The organism is Actinomadura sp. WMMA1423 (assembly GCF_006547145.1).
In the GTDB taxonomy this organism is placed as follows: Bacteria; Actinomycetota; Actinomycetes; order Streptosporangiales; family Streptosporangiaceae; genus Spirillospora.
Genome location: NZ_CP041244.1, coordinates 151,413 through 166,410, shown reverse-complemented (window position 1 = coordinate 166,410; position 14,998 = coordinate 151,413). Strand labels below are relative to the sequence as shown.

Below are 14,998 nucleotides of genomic sequence, written 5' to 3'. Positions count from 1 at the left end.
AGACAACCGGGTACGGTGTACGCAACTAGGATGCTCGGGAAGGGCTACGAGGAGGTCGGTTGGCGGGCGGCGAGCGGCATGGCGGCATATGGTCGGTTCCCGAGCGGCAGGGCCGGGGGCCGCGCCCGGCCTACAGCCGCGCGCAGATCACCGAGGCGGCGGTCCGGATCGCCGACGCCGACGGGCTGGAGGCGGCGTCCATGCGGCGCATCGCCGCCGACCTCGGCACCGGCGCGATGTCGCTGTACCGCTACGTGCCCTCCCGCGACGACCTGCTCGACCTGATGGTCGACCACGTCCTGCTGGAGATGGAGATCCCGGAGCGGCCGAGCGGGGACTGGCGCGCCGACCTGCGGCTGATCGCCGAGCGCACCCGCGCGGTGTGGAGCAGGCACACCTGGCTGGTGGGCCTGCACCGGCCCCGCGCCACGCTCGGCCCCAACCGGCTGCGGCTGGTGGAGTTCGCCATCGGCGCCCTGGACGTCGGCGTCCCGATCGACGACATGATCGCCCTGCTGGAGATGCTGAACGGCTACGTCGAGCGCGCGGTGCGCGGCGAGATCGAGTGGATGCGCGAGCTGCGCCAGAGCGGCATGACGCCCGAGCGCTGGATGACGCAGAACGCCCCCTACGTCCGCGAGCTGCTCGACTCCGGCAGGTACCCGATGTTCAAGCGGATCGTGGTCGACGCGCGCCTGCCCCACATGTCCGGAGACGAGCAGTTCCGGTACGGGCTCGAGCGCGTCCTGGACTGCATCGCCGGCGCCCTGCCCGACCCGTCCTGACGCCCCCTCCCGGCGCCCCGGTTCGCGGCGGGCGGCCTGCGGGTGAGCGGTGGGTGAACGGCGGGGCGGGGCGCGCATGAGCGGGGGCGGGCCGGGGCACAGATCCGGCGAGCAGCAGTCGATTGCGTTCGGTCCGGCACGGCCGGTCCGGGGCCCTCGCGGGCCCGCAGCTCGTTCGTGATCGGAGGGGCAAATGACCGTCGTTCCCGCCCATGGCGCCGCGCGGGCGGCTCCCCGCGCCGGCCGGTGGGCGCTGCCGGGCGGGCGCGCGGCGGTGGGCAGCGTCCGCGGGATCGTGCAGGGCGCCCTGCACGTGTGGGGGCTGGGCCCGGCCGCGGGGGGCCTGACCGACCGGCTGGCGCCGCTGATCCAGGACGCGGTGGCGCGGGCGGCGGTGCGGCGGCGCGGGTCGCTGGAGCTGCGGCTGGAACTGCACGAGCCGGTCCGGCTGCTGCTCGGCGAGGTCCTGCGGCCCGGCGGCGGGCCCGGGGCGGGCGCCGAGGGCGGGCATGTCGCCGCGATCGCCGTCACCTACGGCAGGCGGCCCGTCCGGGGCGGCGCGGGCGACTGGTACGCCCACGTGTTCGTGTGGCCGCCTGCGCCGGGCCCCGCGCCGCGCGGCCCGGCGTTCGGCTGAGCCGGCGCGGCGCGCGCCGCGCCGGCCGATGGGTGTCTCCCCGGCAGGGATCGAACCTGCGCTCGCGGCTTCGGAGGCCGGTGCTCTGTCCTCTGAGCTACGGGGAGCCGGGGTCCCGTCCCCAGGGTGACAGCGGGGACGGGACCGGAGACGCCGGTGGGATTCGAACCCACGTCGTGACGGTTCTGCAAACCGCCGCCTGAACCGCTCGGCCACGGCGTCGCGGGCGTGCAGGGGCACCGCCGCGCAGGGGGCGCGGGCGCGGTGCGGGTGGGTCAGGGGGCCGCCCGGCCGGTGGTGCGGGGCCGGGAGGTCGTGCGTCGGCCGCGACAGCGGGTCATGTCCCGTCCCTCCCTCCGGCGCCGCGGGCCCGCCCTCGTGCGGGGCCCGTGCGGTTCTCTCGCGTTCAGGGTGCCCCGCCGGGCCGGGGCGCCGCAACGGATTTTCCCCGGACCCGCTTTCCACTGAGCGGAACGATCCGGCTCCCGCGCGGGCCGCGTGCGGTGAGGGTGGGAGGTTCGGCGCGGGCACCCCTTGCTTGGAGGAACGATGACGTTGCTCGATCCCGGCGCGTGGACCGGGAAGATCTTCGACGGCGGCTGGACGGCGGCCGGGGACGGCGGCGTGTACGAGGTGACCGAGCCCGCGACCGGCGGGGTGCTCGGCACGCTCGGCGAGGCCCGCGCCGCCGACGCGGCGCGGGCCGCGCGGGCCGCGGCCGCGGCGCAGCGGGACTGGGCGGCCCGCACCTACGAGGAGCGCGCCGCGGTCCTGCGCGCGGCGGGGCGCCTGCTGGAGGAGCACGCCGCCGAGATAGGCGACTGGATCGTGCGTGAGGCGGGGTCGATCCCGCCGAAGGCGGAGCTGGAGACGCACTTCGCCGCGAACCTGTGCTTCGAGGCGGCCGGCCTGGCCTCGCACCCGCAGGGCCTGGTGCTGCCGTCGGCGCAGCCGCGGTGGAGCCTCGCGCGGCGCCGCCCCGCCGGCGTGGTGACCGTGATCTCGCCGTTCAACTTCCCGCTGATCCTGGCGATGCGGTCGGTGGCGCCGGCGCTGGCGCTCGGCAACGCGGTGCTGCTCAAGCCGGACCCGCGCACGGCGGTGTGCGGCGGGGTGGCGATCGCGCGGGTCTTCCAGGAGGCCGGGCTGCCGGAGGGGCTGCTGCACCTGCTGCCGGGCGGCCGCGAGGCCGGGGAGGCGGTCGTGGAGGCGCCGGAGGTGCGGGTGGTGTCCTTCACCGGCTCCACCGCCGCCGGACGCAGGATCGGCGAGGTGTGCGGGCGGCTCCTCAAGCGCGCCCACCTGGAGCTCGGCGGCAACAACGCGCTGATCGTGCTGCCGGGCGCGCGGGTCGCCGACGCGGTGTCGGCGGGCGCGTGGGGCGCGTTCCTGCACCAGGGGCAGATCTGCATGACCTCCGGGCGGCACCTGGTCCACGAGAGCCTGCACGCCGAGTACGTGGCGGCGCTGGCCGACAAGGCCGACAAGCTGCCGGTCGGGGACCCGGCGGCCGGGCCGGTCGCGCTCGGCCCGATCATCGACGCCGGGCAGCTCGCGCGCGTCGACGAGCTCGTGCGCGACACGGTCGCGGCGGGCGCGCGGCTCGCGGCGGGCGGCACCCACGAGGGCCTGTTCTACCGCCCGACCGTGCTGGACGAGGTGACGCCCGACATGCCCGCCTACGCGCAGGAGGTGTTCGGGCCGGTCGCGCCGGTCGTGCCGTTCTCCACGCCGCAGGAGGCGGTGGAGCTGGCGTCGGCGACCGAGTACGGGCTGTCGCTGGGCATCCTCGGCGACGTGGGGCAGGCGATGCGGATCGCCGACGCGATCCCCTCGGGTCTGGTCCACATCAACGACCAGACCGTCAACGACGAGCCGGTCGTGCCGTTCGGCGGGGTGGCGGCGTCGGGCAACGGGTCGCGGTTCGGCGGCCCGGACGCCAACATCGAGGCGTTCACCGAGACGCAGTGGGTCACGGTCCGCGCCGAGATCGCCACCTACCCCTTCTGACCCGGCCCCGGCCCCTTCGCGGGCGGGTCCCCCGCGGGCCCGTAGGCTCGGTGCCGAGGAGGGGCGATGGGCCGCGATCCGGAGTACCTGGCGTTCCTGCGCGCCCGCCTCGCCGAACCCGGCGGGGCGGGCCGCACGGTCGCCGACGCCCGCCGCGAGCACGCCGCCGACCTCGCCCGCTCCCCGCGCCCGCCCGCCGGCACCGTCCGCGACCTGACCCTGCAGGGGCCCGCGGGTCCGCTGCCCGCCCGGCTGTACCGGCCGGACCGGCCGGGCCCGGCGCCGGCGCTGGTGTACTTCCACGGCGGCGGGTGGGTCCTCGGCGACGTCGACTCCTACGACCCGGTCGTGCGGGCGCTGGCGGCGGCCAGCGGGGTCGCGTGGGTGTCGGTGGGGTACCGGCGCCCGCCCGAGGACCCGTTCCCCGCGGCGCTGGACGACGCCGTCGCGGCGGTCCGCGAGGTCGCGGCGGGCGCGGCGCGGCTCGGCCTGGACCCCGGCCGGATCGGGGTCGCCGGGGACAGCGCGGGCGGCCAGCTCGCCGCCGCGGCCGCCGGGCTGCTGCGCGACGCGGGCCCCGCCCGGCCCGTCCTGCAGGTCCTGCTGTACCCGGCGCTGGACCTGCGGGAGGTCCCGCCCGCGCCGCCCGACCCCGACGGGCTGCGGTTCCCCCCGTCCGGCATCGGCCGCGCGCTGCGGGCCTACCTGCGCGGCGCCGACCCGGCCCGCCCGGAGGTGTCGCCGCTGCTGGACCCCGACCCCTCCGGCCTGCCCCCGGCGGTCATCGCGACCGCCGAGCACGACCGGCTGCGGCCCCAGGCCGAGGCGTACGCGGCGCGGCTGGCGGGGGCCGGCGTCCCCGTCGACCTGGTGCCCGGGACGGGCCTGGACCACGGCTTCCTCGGATGGGGGTCGTTCGCCCGCCGCCCCGCCGAGGCCGTCGCGCGGATCGGCGCCGCCGTCCGGGACGCCCTCGCCTGACCGGCCCCGGACGCTCCGCACGGCTGGGCTCGGGGCTCCGCACGGGCTTGGCCCCGCATGGCCTCGTGTTTGCCCCGGGCCCCCACTCCCACCGTTAGTGGGGCCCTTTACGGACATGTCGAACCCATCGGAGCCTTGACCTTAAATACGTTTGCCGTGCCGTTTAACCCCGCCGGACCCCGGAAATCACTAACGCACGAACGCTGACCGGAACTCAGCCGACGGTCGAGGAGAGCCAAGTTGCACCGGACCCACGAGCTGCGCCGCGTCCGGACCGAGGAGTCGGGACTGGAGGAGTGGGCCTGCCCCACCTGCGGCCGCCGCCTCCTGCTGCGGTGGCCGCCCCACTACCACAAGACGATCATGGAGCCCGGGGACGAGCAGGCCTGCCACATCGGCAGAACCGGCGCCTCCGCCGACGCGCCCGCGGGCGCACCGGGCGAACCCGCGGCCGCCCCGGGCGGCACCGACGCCCCCGAAGCCGACTGGCCGCACGCCAACGCGCGGCGCTGGCTCCGCGAGACCGGCGTCGACGCCCTGGAAAGCCCCGAACGCGCCCGCCTCAACTCCTCCGAACCCGTCTGACCCCGCCCCGTCCGCGCCCGCCCCTCGGCGGCGCCCAAGCGGCCCCGCCGACAAGTCACGACCCGCCCGTCACGACCCGCCCGGTCACGCGCGCAGTTCCGCGCGCAGCAGATCCAGGCCCATCGGCCCCAGATCCAGCGCCCGCCGGTGGAACTCCTTCAGGTCGAACCCCGCGCCCTCCCGGCGCCGCGCCTCCTCCCGCGCCTCCAGCCAGACCCGCTCCCCCAGCTTGTAGGCGATCGCCTGCCCCGGGCGCCCCAGGTACCGGTCGATCTCGAACGCCACCGCCGCGTCCGGGTCAGGCCCCTTCCGGGCCCGCAAGAACGCGAAACCGAGCTCCGGCGTCCACCGCTCCCCCTCGTGGAAGCCCGTCCCCGCCGGGATCGGCAGCTCCAGATGCAGCCCGATGTCCAGCACGACCCGCGCCGCCCGGAACCGCTGCCCGCCCGCCAGCATCCCCAGCCGGTGCGCCGGATCCCGGTAGTGGCCCAGCTCGTCCATCAGCCGCTCCGCGTACAGCCCCCACCCCTCGCAGTGCCCCGGATGCAGCTCGCCGGCCAGGCGCTGGAAGCGGCTCAGGCCCCGGTTCAGCGTCGTCATCCCCAGCTGCAGGTGGTGGCCCGGCACCCCCTCGTGGAACATCGTCGTCGGGACCGTCCAGGTGACGATCTCCGCCGCCGGGTCCTGCACCGTCCACCACACCGTCCCCGGACGCGACAGGTCCTCCGCCGGCGCCAGGTAGTAGATCCCCGCCTCCACCGGCGGGATCCGGCACTCGATCCGCCGCAGCGGCCCCGGGATGTCGAAGTGCACCCCGTCCAGATCGGCGATCGCCCGGTCCGCCAGCTCCTGGATCCACCCCCGGAACGCCTCGGCGCCCCCGACCCGGTGCGCCGGATCGGCGTCCAGCGCCGCCATCACCGCCGGCAGCGGCTCACCCGGCGCGATCTCCCGCGCCGCGCCCGCCATCTCCGACTCGATCCGCGCCAGCTCCTCCCAGCCCCACGCGTAGGTCTCCGCGAGATCCAGATCCGTCCCGAGGAAGTCCCGCACCCCCAGCCGGTACCGGTCGGCGCCCAGCGCGTCCCGCTCCGGCGCCCGCGCCGCCAGCTCCCCCGACAGGAACGCCGCGAACTCCCCCAGCGCCGCCGACGCCTCCGAAGCGGCCGCCTCCAGCGCCCCGCGCAGCGGGCCCTGCCCGTACCGCGCCGCCAGCCCCGCCAGGAACGCCGGAGTCTCGGCGCACTCGCGGGCGCTGCGCAGCACCTGCCGCCGCGCCGCCACCCGGCCCCGCCCGCACGCCCGCCGCAGCGACACCCGCAGGCCCGCCAGCGCCCCCGGCAGCGCCAGCATCCGCGCGCGCACCGCCTCCCAGTCGCTGCCCGGCCCCTGGTCCAGCAGCTCCAGCGCCACCCGCAGCCGCTGGACGGGCCCGTCGGTGGTGTCCAGGTACCCCTCCCGCACATCCGCCTCGTCCAGCGCCGCCTCGACCTCCAGCCGCTCGCGCAGCACCGCGGCCGCGATCCGCCCCGCCTCGCCCTCCACCGGCACGCGGGCCAGATCCCCCAGCGTCCGCCGCGTCAGGTCCGCGCGCGCCGCCACCCCCTCCGGCCCGTAGTCGGTCAGCCGGGAGTCCTGCCCGGCGATCCCCATTTGCGCGGCCTGGCACGGATCCAGCGCGGCGAACTCGTCCACATAGCGGTCGGCCAGGTCATCCAGAGCGGTCATCGCCCCAGGCTAAGGCCCCCGCCCCCAAAAGCGATCATGAAGATGTGCCAAACCGGCCGCCCGTACCGGCCGCCCCCGCGCGGATCCCTCAGCGGGCTTCGGCGGCCAGCCGCACTCCCAGCGCCACCAGCACCACCCCCGACACCTGGTCCAGACGCCGCCGCACCCCCGGACGCCCCAGCACCCGCCGCGCGGCGCCCACCAGCCACACCACCCCCGTGTACCAGACCAGGTCGATCAGCGCCCACAGCACCGAGAACCCCACCAGCACCGCCGCCACCGGCCACCCCTCCGGCACGAACTGCGGCAGGAACGACACCGCGAACACCCCCGCCTTCGGATTGGCGAAGTTCGTCACCAGCCCCAGCCGGTAGCACCGCCACCCCGAACCGCCCGCCCCCGGGCCCCCGCCCCCCTCAAGGCCCTCCTCCGCGCCCGCTCCCGCCGCGGCCGGGCCACCGCGCCGCGCATGCCACAGCGCCCGCACCCCGAACCACACCAGAACCACCGCACCGGCGACCCGCAGCCCCTCGTACGCCAGCCGCGACGCCGCCAGCAGCGCCGACAGCCCCACCGCCGCCGCCACCCCCCACAGCAGCACACCCGTCTCGTTGCCCAGCACCGTCGCCAGCCCCGCGCGCCGGCCCGACCGCATCGACTGGCGCATGATCACGACCGTGCTCGGGCCCGGCGCCATCGCGATCAGCACCGCGGCACCCGCGAAAGCGAGCAGACTCTCCAGCATCCCCCCCATGCTGGACGCTCGACGCACTCCCCTGCAACACCCATTCCCCACACAGGCGACCTTCCCCGCGCAAGCGAACGCACCCCCACGAACACCCCGCTACAGCGGGGCGCCGTCGTCACCCCCCGAACCCGACGGCGACGGAACCGGCGACGTCGGCCCCGACGGACCAGGCGACCGCGGCGAAGGCGACGGCGTCGTCGGAACCGGCGACCTGCGCGGCACACTGAACGACGGCGTCGGCTCCGGCGGCGCAGGCCGCGGCGGCTTCTCCTCCGGCACACACGCGAACAACACCCCCATCAGCAACGCCAGCACCAGCAACACCGCGGCCAACCCCACCACGACCGCCACCAGACTCCGCTCAGGCCCACGCTCCCCCACCGGAACCGGACCCACGCCCCGCGACGGCCGAGGCCGCTCCAACGCCAGCTCACCCGCACCCAGCCAATACGGCTGGAACTGCGGACCACGCCGCCGCCCGCGCGGGCGCCCACCACCCGACCCCTGGAACACCACCGGCTCCAGAAACCGCTCCGCCCCCGCACGATCCGCCTCGTACAACGTCGCCACCCACGGCGCCGGCCCATCCGGCTGCGCCGCCACCACCGGCGCCTCACCCGGCCCCCCGGCCCCCGCACCACGCCCCGGACCCGGCACCGCTGCGTTGATCGCCGCCCGGAACCGGTCCCGCGCCGCGGCATCACCCGCCGCACCCCGGTTCAGCACCGCCACACTCGCGCGCCGCCCCTCACCGTCCACCCCCAGGAACACGATCCCGGCGGCCGACTCCGACAAACGCGCCGACAGACGAAACGGCCCCAACTGAGCGGGGTCCCCAGGCGGCAACGGCCTCGACATGGCCGCAACACTAACAACCACGCCCTACGATCGGCCCCGACAACACCCCCGCCGCACCCCCCGAACCGATCACCCGCCACACGCACGTATCCCCGGCGAACGGGTACAAGTGATCGCGTAGGGTCGTAAGGCGCCCACGCGCCGACCACGCACGACGCACGATGACAGGGCACACGACGGACAAGTGAGGGACACCCACATGACCATCGCCGCCACCGACGTCGACGAGGCCGCAGCACTCCTGCAGCACACCCTCGCCGAGGTCAAAAAAGTCATCGTCGGCCAGGAGCACATGGTCGAGCGCATGATCGTCGCGCTCCTCGCCCGCGGCCACTGCCTCCTCGAAGGCGTCCCCGGCGTCGCCAAGACCCTCGCCGTCGGCACCCTCGCCCGCGTCGTCGGCGGCACCTTCGCCCGCCTCCAGTTCACCCCCGACCTCGTCCCCTCCGACATCGTCGGCACCCGCATCTACCACCCCTCCACCGAGCAGTTCGACGTCGAACTCGGCCCCGTCTTCGTCAACTTCGTCCTCGCCGACGAGATCAACCGCGCCCCCGCCAAGGTCCAGTCCGCCCTCCTGGAGGTCATGGCCGAACGCCAGGTCTCCCTCGGCGGCAACACCTACCCCCTGCCCCGCCCCTTCCTCGTCCTCGCCACCCAGAACCCCATCGAGTCCGAAGGCGTCTACCCCCTCCCCGAAGCCCAGCGCGACCGCTTCCTCATGAAGGTCGACGTCCACCACCCCGCCGCCCACGAGGAACTCCAGATCCTCCAGCGCATGAGCGTCGACCCGCCCGAAGCCGCCCAGGTCCTCGACACCGGCCTCCTCGCCGGCCTCCAGCGCGCCGCCGAAGAGGTCTCCGTCCACGAACTCATCGCCGACTACATCGTCCGGCTCGTCATGGCCACCCGCGAACCCGACCAGTACCGCCTCCCCGACCTGCGCGGCGTCATCGACATCGGCGCCAGCCCCCGCGCCACCCTCGGCCTCGCCTCCGCCGCCCGCGCCCTCGCCCTGCTCGCCGGCCGCGACTACGTCCTGCCCGACGACGTCCGCGCCGTCGCCCGCGACGTCATGGCCCACCGCATCGTCCTCACCTTCGACGCCCTCGCCGACGGCGTCGACACCGGCGACGTCATCACCCAGATCCTCACCGCCGTCCCCCCGCCCCGCGTCGTGTGGAACCACGGCGCCGCCGCGGTGACCACCGCATGACCACCGGGCGCCGGCGCAGCGGCAAACTCGCCCACCTCGCCCCCGAACGCACCCTGCGCCGCCTCGAACTCCAGGTCACCCGCCGCCTCGACGGCCTCCTCAACGGCGAGCACCTCGGCCTGCTCCCCGGCCCCGGCACCGAACTCGCCGAAGCCCGCCTCTACCAGCCAGGCGAGGACGACGTCCGCCACATGGACTGGGCCGTCACCGCCCGCACCACCACACCCCACGTCCGCGACCTCATCGCCGACCACGAACTCGAAGCCTGGGCCCTGGTCGACCTCACCCCCAGCATGGACTTCGGCACCGGCACCATGATCAAACGCGACCTCGCCGTCGCCGCCCTCGCCGCCGTCGGCTTCCTCACCGTCCGCCTCGGCGACCGTGTCGGCGCCTACCTCCTCCACGACGACGGCATGCGCCGCTGGCCCGCCCGAACCGGCAAGGCCGCCATGTACGCCCTCCTCCAAGCCGTCCTCGACGCCCAGTCCGTCGACGACACCGCCGGGCCCCGCACCCCCGCCGCGGCCGCGCCCCGCGACCTCGCCGCCGCCCTCACCGCCCTCGACCGCGGCCAGACCCGCCGCGGCCTGCGCGTCCTCATCTCCGACTTCCTCACCCCCGACGGCGCCGACCCCGCCCCGGACGGACCCCACGGCCAACCCGCCTGGGAACGCCCCCTGCGCCGCCTCACCACCCGCCACCAGGTCCTCGCCATCGAGATCATCGACCCCCGCGAACTCGACCTCCCCGACGTCGGCCTCGTCGAGATGACCGACCCCGAGACCGGCACCGTCCACGAGATCGTCCTCAACCGCCGCGTCCGCGAACGCTACGCCGCCGCGGCCGCCGCCCAACGCGACCGCACCCGCGCCGCACTGCGCCGCTGCGGCGCCCACCACCTCGTCCTGCGCACCGACCGCGACTGGATCGCCGACGTCGCCCGCTTCGCCCTCCGCCAGCGCCGCGCCGCAGGCCGGCCCGTCACCACCGCGGGAGTGCGCCCATGACCTTCCTGTCACCCGAACGGCTCTGGCTCCTCGGCCTCCTGCCGCTCCTGGCCGCCGTCTACCTGCTGCTGCAACTGCGCCGCCGGCAGTACGCCGTCCGCTTCACCAACCTCGCCCTGCTGTCCCAGGTCGCCCCGCGCCGCCCCGGCTGGCGCCGGCACGTCGCCGCCGTCCTGTTCCTCATCATGATCGCCTTCATGATGTTCGGGTTCGCGCGCCCCGCCACCGCCGTCAAGGTCCCCCGCGACCGCGCCACCATCGTCGTCGCGGTCGACGTGTCGCTTTCCATGATGGCCAGGGACGTCACCCCCAGCCGCCTCGACGCCGCCAAGTCCGCCGCCAAGCGGTTCATCGACGAGCTGCCCCGCCGCTTCAACGTCGGCGTCGTCGCCTTCGCCGGCAACGCCAACCTCATCGCCGCCCCGACCGCCGACCGCGACGCGGCCGTCGCCTCCCTCGACCAGCTCGTCCTGGCCAAGCGCACCGCCATCGGCGAGGCGGTCTTCACCTCCCTGCAGGCCGTCCGGTCCTTCGACGCCCAGGCCCGCCAGGACCCGCCGCCCGCGCACATCGTCCTGCTGTCCGACGGGGACAACACCACCGGACGCACCGTGCAGGAGGCCATCGACGCCAGCCGCACCGCGCACGTCCCGGTCTCCACCATCGCCTTCGGCACCCCCTACGGCACCGTCGACATCGAAGGCGAGACCACCAGCGTCTCGGTCAACAAGGACACCCTGAAGAACCTCGCCGAGAGCACCGAGGGCAAGGCCTACGAGGCCGCCGACGCAGGCCAGCTCCGCGAGGTCTACGCCAACATCGGCACCTCCCTCGGCTTCAGGACCGAGCACCGCGACGTCGCCGCCCGCTACATCGGCATCGCGCTGCTGTTCGCCTTCGCCGCCGGCGGCGCGTCCCTCGCCTGGTTCTCCCGCCTCCCCTGACGGCACGCGCGGCCCCCGAACGCTGATACGGTCGGCCGACGTGGGGGAACACTACTTCGCCGGCAGGCCCGACGCCGCCAGCCGCCGCCGCACCGTCGACCTCGTCCTTCCGGACCTGCACCTGCGGCTCGCCACCGACAGCGGCGTGTTCTCCCCCGACCGCGTCGACCCCGGCACACGCGTGCTGCTGGAGACCGTCCCCGCACCCCCGGCCACCGGCGACCTGCTCGACCTCGGCTGCGGATACGGCCCAATCGCGATCACCATGGCGAAGCGCTCGCCGCAGGCGAGGGTTTTGGGGGTTGATGTGAACCAGCGAGCCCTTGGACTCGCTGGGGAGAATGCCAAAGCCGCCGGCCTTGACAATGTAAGGTTCAGTCTGGCGGACGAGACCGACCCCGGCCTGCGGTTCGCGGCGATCTGGTCCAACCCCCCGATCCGCATCGGCAAGGCCGCCCTGCACGACCTCCTGCTCACCTGGCTCCCCCGCCTCGCCCCCGGCGGCCACGCCCACCTCGTCGTCCAGAAGCACCTCGGCTCCGACTCCCTCCAGAAGTGGCTGACCGGCCAGGGCTTCCCCACCGAACGGATCGCCTCCCGATCCGCCTACCGCGTCCTGCGCGTCGCGACCCGCCCGGAAGGCCACACCCGATGAGCACCCCCGACCCCGCCCAGGGGCGCCGCCAGCTGCGCGCCACCGACGTCAAGCGCCTCAACCGCGACTGGCGCCGCCGCACCGGCGCCCGCCTCGACCTGCTCGTCGAATCGGTCACCCAGCCGTTCAACATGGGCTCGATCATCCGCAGCGCCGCCGTGTTCGGCGTCGAGCACCTCTGGCTCGCCGGCAACGCCACGCCCCCCACCCACCGCAACGTCGCCAAGACCGCCCTCGGCACCGACCGCCTCGTCTCCTGGGAGCACGCCGGCACCGCCGCGGAGGCCGCCGCCGCCGTCCGCAAGGAGGGCCTGCGCCTCGTCGCCGTGGAACTCACCAGCGACGCCGTCCCCCTGCACGAGGCCCCCCTCGACGGGGACGTCTGCCTCGCCATCGGCAGCGAGGACCACGGCTGCTCCCCCGCCCTGCTCGCCGCCGCCGACGCCGTCACCTACATCCCCCAGATCGGACGCGTCGGCTCCCTCAACGTCGCCGTCGCCACCGCCATCGCCCTCGCCGAGGCCCGCCGCCGCGAATGGAGCACCTGACCGGACACCGGAGACCGCCCCCGGGCCCCCGGAAACAGGCGCCCCGGCCCGCGGCGGTTCTCAGATCATGCGCCGCAGCGCGGTCTCCACGGCGTCGACCAGCGGATCGCCCCCGGTCGCCGGATGCCGCACGAGACCGAACTCGACGTCCGGCAGGGCGGGCAGCGCGTCCGCGTCATGGCAGGCCATGGCCGGTTCCAGGTTCGCGGGCATGAGCGCCGCGACGCCGAGGCCGGCCCGCACCGCGGCCAGCACACCGGCCAGGCCGTTGCTCTCGAACGCCACCCGCCAGCGCCGGTCGGAGCGCTCCAGCGCCTCCAGCACCGCCGTCCGCCAGGAGCACGGGTTGGAGAACAGCACCACCGGCAGCGGATCCGCGGCCACGTCCGCGCCCTGGCCGACCGCCCAGACCAGCGGGCGGCGCACCGTCCAGCGCGGCGGCGCGGGAACGTCCGGCACCGCGTCGAGCACGAGCTGGACGCGCCCCGCGTCGTAGGCCTCCCGCATCGCGGTGTCGGACAGGCTGAGCACCTCCAGCGTCGCGCCGGGGTGCAGCCGGGCGAGGTCGGCCAGGGCCTGCGAGAGCCGGGACGCGGCGAGGTCTTCGAGAAGCCCCACACCGCAGTGGCCGGTGAGCGCGCGCCCGGCCTCGGCGAGCGCCTGCGCCGAGAGCGACAGGATGCGCTCGGCATAGGGCAGGAGCTCCTCCCCCGCCCGGGTCGGCGCGACCCCCGAGGTCGACCGGTGCAGCAGCGGACGGCCCACGGCGCCCTCGAGCCTGCGCAACTGCTGACTGAGCGCGGGCTGGGTCTGCCCGAGCGCGGCCGCGGCGCGGCTGATGCTGCCCGCCCGGACCGCGGAGACGAACGACCGCAGCAACGCGATCTCCAGATCCCTGGGCATAACGGATCATTATATCGGCTCCAGCGAATTAACGACTTCCTATGACCCGACGGATGATCTAGCGTCCCGCGGGTGACCGGTTACCGCCAGGTGCTCGCCGTGCCGGGGCTCACGCCCCTGCTGGGCATCGCGTTCCTCGCCCGCGCCGCGATCACCGCGGACGTCATGGCGCTGACGATGTACGTCGTGCTGGGCCTCGACCTGAGCTACGCGGCGGCGGGAGGCGTCGCCGCGGCCCTGTGCACGGGGATGGCACTGGGCGGGCCGCTGCTCGGCCGCATGATCGACTCACGGGGGCGCGGGTCGTGCTGCCGGCCACCGCCGCGGTGCAGGTCGCGTTCTGGCTGAGCGTCCCGATCCTGCCGTACGGGGTCCTGCTGGGCGCCGCCTTCCCCGCGGGCCTGCTGATGGTGCCGGTCCCCCTGGTCACCAGGCAGGCGATCGCCGCCATGACGACCGCGGGACAGCGCCAGGCCGCGTTCGCGCTGGAATCGGTCCAGGGCGAACTGTCGTACATGCTGAGCCCCCCGATCGTGATCTTCTGCGCGGCGAAGACGTCCCCCGGCGCGGTGGCGTGGGGCGTCGGCACCGCGATGCTGGCCGGCGCGGTCGGGATCGCCCTGCTCGACCCGCCCCTGCGGACCGAGGACGAGACGGCCGCCGCCACGGCCCGCCGCCCCCCGCGCCGCGAATGGCTCGGCCCGGGCATGATCGCGATGCTGGTCATGGCGTTCGGCACCACGACGCTGCTCAGCGGCACCGACCTGGCCATCGTCGCCACCCTCGAGGACGCCGGCCAGGTGTCCCGGGCGGCCATCGTCGTGGCCGTCTACGGCGTCGCCTCCATCGTCGGCGGGCTGGTCTACGGCGCCCTCCCCCGGCCGATGCCCACATGGCTGCTGCTCGGCCTGCTGGGCCTGGCGACCGTCCCCGCCGGGCTCGCCCACGACTGGCGCTGGCTGTGCGCGGCCGGCGCCGGCGCCGGGCTGCTCGCCGCGCCGACCCTGTCCACCGTCGCCGACGCGGTCAGCCGGCTCGCGCCCGCCGGCGTGCGCGGCGAGGCCACGGGACTGCAGTCCTCGGCGCTGAGCGCGGGCTTCGCGCTCGGGTCCCCCGCCGTCGGCACGGCGATCGACGCCACCGCGCCGGGGGGCGGCTTCGCCGCGGCCGGACTGGCCGGACTCGCCGCCGCACTGGCCGGGGGCCTGCTGGCCCGCCGCTCCCCCGCGCCGCGCGGCCCGGTGGGATTTCCCACCGGTCCGGCGGACGCTACGATCACGGCATGCGGTTCCTCATCTACGCGTAGGACGCCCCCGCCGCCGCTCACGCGACGGCGGCTTCCGGCGTCCCCGCAAACCGGCCCTCCGGGGCCTTCCTGAGGAACCGATCC

General features: G+C 75.5%; 16 protein-coding genes and 2 tRNA genes. 12 read left to right on the top strand and 6 right to left on the bottom strand.

All coding sequences use genetic code 11. The features are described 5' to 3' along the window. Nucleotides 1–59 precede the first annotated feature (59 nt). Nucleotides 60–785 (top strand): TetR/AcrR family transcriptional regulator, encoded by a 726-nt coding sequence (locus FKD65_RS00805; protein WP_141575235.1) that lies wholly within the window; start codon nucleotides 60–62, stop codon nucleotides 783–785. A 193-nt stretch (nucleotides 786–978) separates the two neighbouring features. Further along, the gene (locus FKD65_RS00800) at nucleotides 979–1,422 is read left to right on the top strand and encodes a hypothetical protein (protein ID WP_141575233.1); all 444 of its coding nucleotides are present in this window, start codon (nucleotides 979–981) and stop codon (nucleotides 1,420–1,422) included. 35 nt (nucleotides 1,423–1,457) lie between these two features. Here FKD65_RS00800 and FKD65_RS00795 read toward each other — a convergent pair. After that, nucleotides 1,458–1,529: transfer RNA gene (locus tag FKD65_RS00795), tRNA-Arg, on the bottom strand. 41 nt (nucleotides 1,530–1,570) lie between these two features. Then, a tRNA-Cys gene (locus FKD65_RS00790) sits at nucleotides 1,571–1,644 on the bottom strand. Nucleotides 1,645–1,971: 327 nt separating this feature from the next. On the opposite strand from FKD65_RS00790, the gene FKD65_RS00785 reads away from it, so the two are divergent. The 3 genes from FKD65_RS00785 (at nucleotide 1,972) to FKD65_RS00775 (ending at nucleotide 4,998) form a co-directional block, all read left to right on the top strand. After that, nucleotides 1,972–3,432, top strand: coding sequence for a benzaldehyde dehydrogenase (locus tag FKD65_RS00785; RefSeq protein ID WP_141575231.1), 1,461 nt, complete (start codon nucleotides 1,972–1,974; stop codon nucleotides 3,430–3,432). A 66-nt stretch (nucleotides 3,433–3,498) separates the two neighbouring features. Further along, on the top strand, nucleotides 3,499–4,413 hold the full coding sequence (locus tag FKD65_RS00780; RefSeq protein WP_141575229.1) for an alpha/beta hydrolase: 915 nt from the start codon (nucleotides 3,499–3,501) through the stop codon (nucleotides 4,411–4,413). A 240-nt stretch (nucleotides 4,414–4,653) separates the two neighbouring features. Continuing rightward, complete coding sequence (locus tag FKD65_RS00775) at nucleotides 4,654–4,998, top strand: hypothetical protein (protein WP_141575227.1); 345 nt, start codon at nucleotides 4,654–4,656, stop codon at nucleotides 4,996–4,998. Between the two features lie 84 nt (nucleotides 4,999–5,082). Here FKD65_RS00775 and FKD65_RS00770 read toward each other — a convergent pair whose 3' ends face one another. From FKD65_RS00770 to FKD65_RS43875, 3 genes are all read right to left on the bottom strand, one after another. Then, nucleotides 5,083–6,726: a DUF885 domain-containing protein gene (locus FKD65_RS00770; RefSeq protein WP_141575225.1), complete on the bottom strand. Its 1,644-nt coding sequence runs from the start codon at nucleotides 6,724–6,726 to the stop codon at nucleotides 5,083–5,085. Between the two features lie 88 nt (nucleotides 6,727–6,814). Continuing rightward, nucleotides 6,815–7,471 (bottom strand): LysE family translocator, encoded by a 657-nt coding sequence (locus FKD65_RS00765; protein WP_141575222.1) that lies wholly within the window; start codon nucleotides 7,469–7,471, stop codon nucleotides 6,815–6,817. A gap of 118 nt (nucleotides 7,472–7,589) precedes the next feature. Further along, nucleotides 7,590–7,757 carry a hypothetical protein gene (locus FKD65_RS43875; RefSeq protein WP_168220900.1) on the bottom strand — a complete coding sequence of 56 codons (168 nt, stop codon included), beginning with the start codon at nucleotides 7,755–7,757 and terminating at the stop codon, nucleotides 7,590–7,592. A gap of 774 nt (nucleotides 7,758–8,531) precedes the next feature. Here FKD65_RS43875 and FKD65_RS00755 point away from each other — a divergent pair. The 5 genes from FKD65_RS00755 to FKD65_RS00735 are packed head-to-tail and all read left to right on the top strand — an operon-like array spanning nucleotide 8,532 to nucleotide 12,705. Continuing rightward, entirely contained in the window at nucleotides 8,532–9,548 is a 1,017-nt protein-coding gene (locus FKD65_RS00755) for a MoxR family ATPase (RefSeq protein ID WP_141575217.1), read from the top strand. Continuing rightward, a complete protein-coding gene (locus FKD65_RS00750) occupies nucleotides 9,545–10,558 on the top strand; it encodes a DUF58 domain-containing protein (RefSeq protein ID WP_141575215.1) in 1,014 nt (337 codons plus the stop codon). Before FKD65_RS00755 ends, FKD65_RS00750 begins: the two co-directional genes overlap by 4 nt. Beyond that, nucleotides 10,555–11,502 carry a VWA domain-containing protein gene (locus tag FKD65_RS00745; protein ID WP_141575213.1) on the top strand — a complete coding sequence of 316 codons (948 nt, stop codon included), beginning with the start codon at nucleotides 10,555–10,557 and terminating at the stop codon, nucleotides 11,500–11,502. The genes FKD65_RS00750 and FKD65_RS00745 overlap by 4 nt, the downstream gene beginning before the upstream one ends. A 40-nt stretch (nucleotides 11,503–11,542) precedes the next feature. Then, the gene (locus FKD65_RS00740) at nucleotides 11,543–12,157 is read left to right on the top strand and encodes a class I SAM-dependent methyltransferase (RefSeq protein ID WP_141575211.1); all 615 of its coding nucleotides are present in this window, start codon (nucleotides 11,543–11,545) and stop codon (nucleotides 12,155–12,157) included. Next, a complete protein-coding gene (locus FKD65_RS00735; RefSeq protein ID WP_141575209.1) occupies nucleotides 12,154–12,705 on the top strand; it encodes an RNA methyltransferase in 552 nt (183 codons plus the stop codon). The genes FKD65_RS00740 and FKD65_RS00735 overlap by 4 nt, the downstream gene beginning before the upstream one ends. A 60-nt stretch (nucleotides 12,706–12,765) precedes the next feature. On the opposite strand, the gene FKD65_RS00730 is transcribed toward FKD65_RS00735, so the two are convergent. Further along, on the bottom strand, nucleotides 12,766–13,608 hold the full coding sequence (locus FKD65_RS00730; RefSeq protein ID WP_141575206.1) for a LysR family transcriptional regulator: 843 nt from the start codon (nucleotides 13,606–13,608) through the stop codon (nucleotides 12,766–12,768). A 72-nt stretch (nucleotides 13,609–13,680) separates the two neighbouring features. Here FKD65_RS00730 and FKD65_RS44685 point away from each other — a divergent pair, with 72 nt between their 5' ends. Both FKD65_RS44685 and FKD65_RS00725 read left to right on the top strand, forming a co-directional pair. Further along, nucleotides 13,681–13,956 (top strand): hypothetical protein, encoded by a 276-nt coding sequence (locus FKD65_RS44685; protein WP_205718495.1) that lies wholly within the window; start codon nucleotides 13,681–13,683, stop codon nucleotides 13,954–13,956. Beyond that, complete coding sequence (locus FKD65_RS00725; RefSeq protein ID WP_205718494.1) at nucleotides 13,914–14,987, top strand: MFS transporter; 1,074 nt, start codon at nucleotides 13,914–13,916, stop codon at nucleotides 14,985–14,987. The genes FKD65_RS44685 and FKD65_RS00725 overlap by 43 nt, the downstream gene beginning before the upstream one ends. Nucleotides 14,988–14,998 lie beyond the last annotated feature (11 nt).

Excerpts from the sequence above, each read along its gene's own strand:
- FKD65_RS00800 (WP_141575233.1), top strand. The coding sequence starts at position 979 with ATGACCGTCGTTCCCGCCCATGGCGCCGCGCGGGCGGCTCCCCGCGCC.
- FKD65_RS00785 (WP_141575231.1), top strand. The coding sequence starts at position 1,972 with ATGACGTTGCTCGATCCCGGCGCGTGGACCGGGAAGATCTTCGACGGC.
- FKD65_RS00780 (WP_141575229.1), top strand. The coding sequence starts at position 3,499 with ATGGGCCGCGATCCGGAGTACCTGGCGTTCCTGCGCGCCCGCCTCGCC.
- FKD65_RS00770 (WP_141575225.1), bottom strand. The coding sequence starts at position 6,726 with ATGACCGCTCTGGATGACCTGGCCGACCGCTATGTGGACGAGTTCGCC.
- FKD65_RS00765 (WP_141575222.1), bottom strand. The coding sequence starts at position 7,471 with ATGCTGGAGAGTCTGCTCGCTTTCGCGGGTGCCGCGGTGCTGATCGCG.
- FKD65_RS00755 (WP_141575217.1), top strand. The coding sequence starts at position 8,532 with ATGACCATCGCCGCCACCGACGTCGACGAGGCCGCAGCACTCCTGCAG.
- FKD65_RS00750 (WP_141575215.1), top strand. The coding sequence starts at position 9,545 with ATGACCACCGGGCGCCGGCGCAGCGGCAAACTCGCCCACCTCGCCCCC.
- FKD65_RS00745 (WP_141575213.1), top strand. The coding sequence starts at position 10,555 with ATGACCTTCCTGTCACCCGAACGGCTCTGGCTCCTCGGCCTCCTGCCG.
- FKD65_RS00735 (WP_141575209.1), top strand. The coding sequence starts at position 12,154 with ATGAGCACCCCCGACCCCGCCCAGGGGCGCCGCCAGCTGCGCGCCACC.
- FKD65_RS00730 (WP_141575206.1), bottom strand. The coding sequence starts at position 13,608 with ATGCCCAGGGATCTGGAGATCGCGTTGCTGCGGTCGTTCGTCTCCGCG.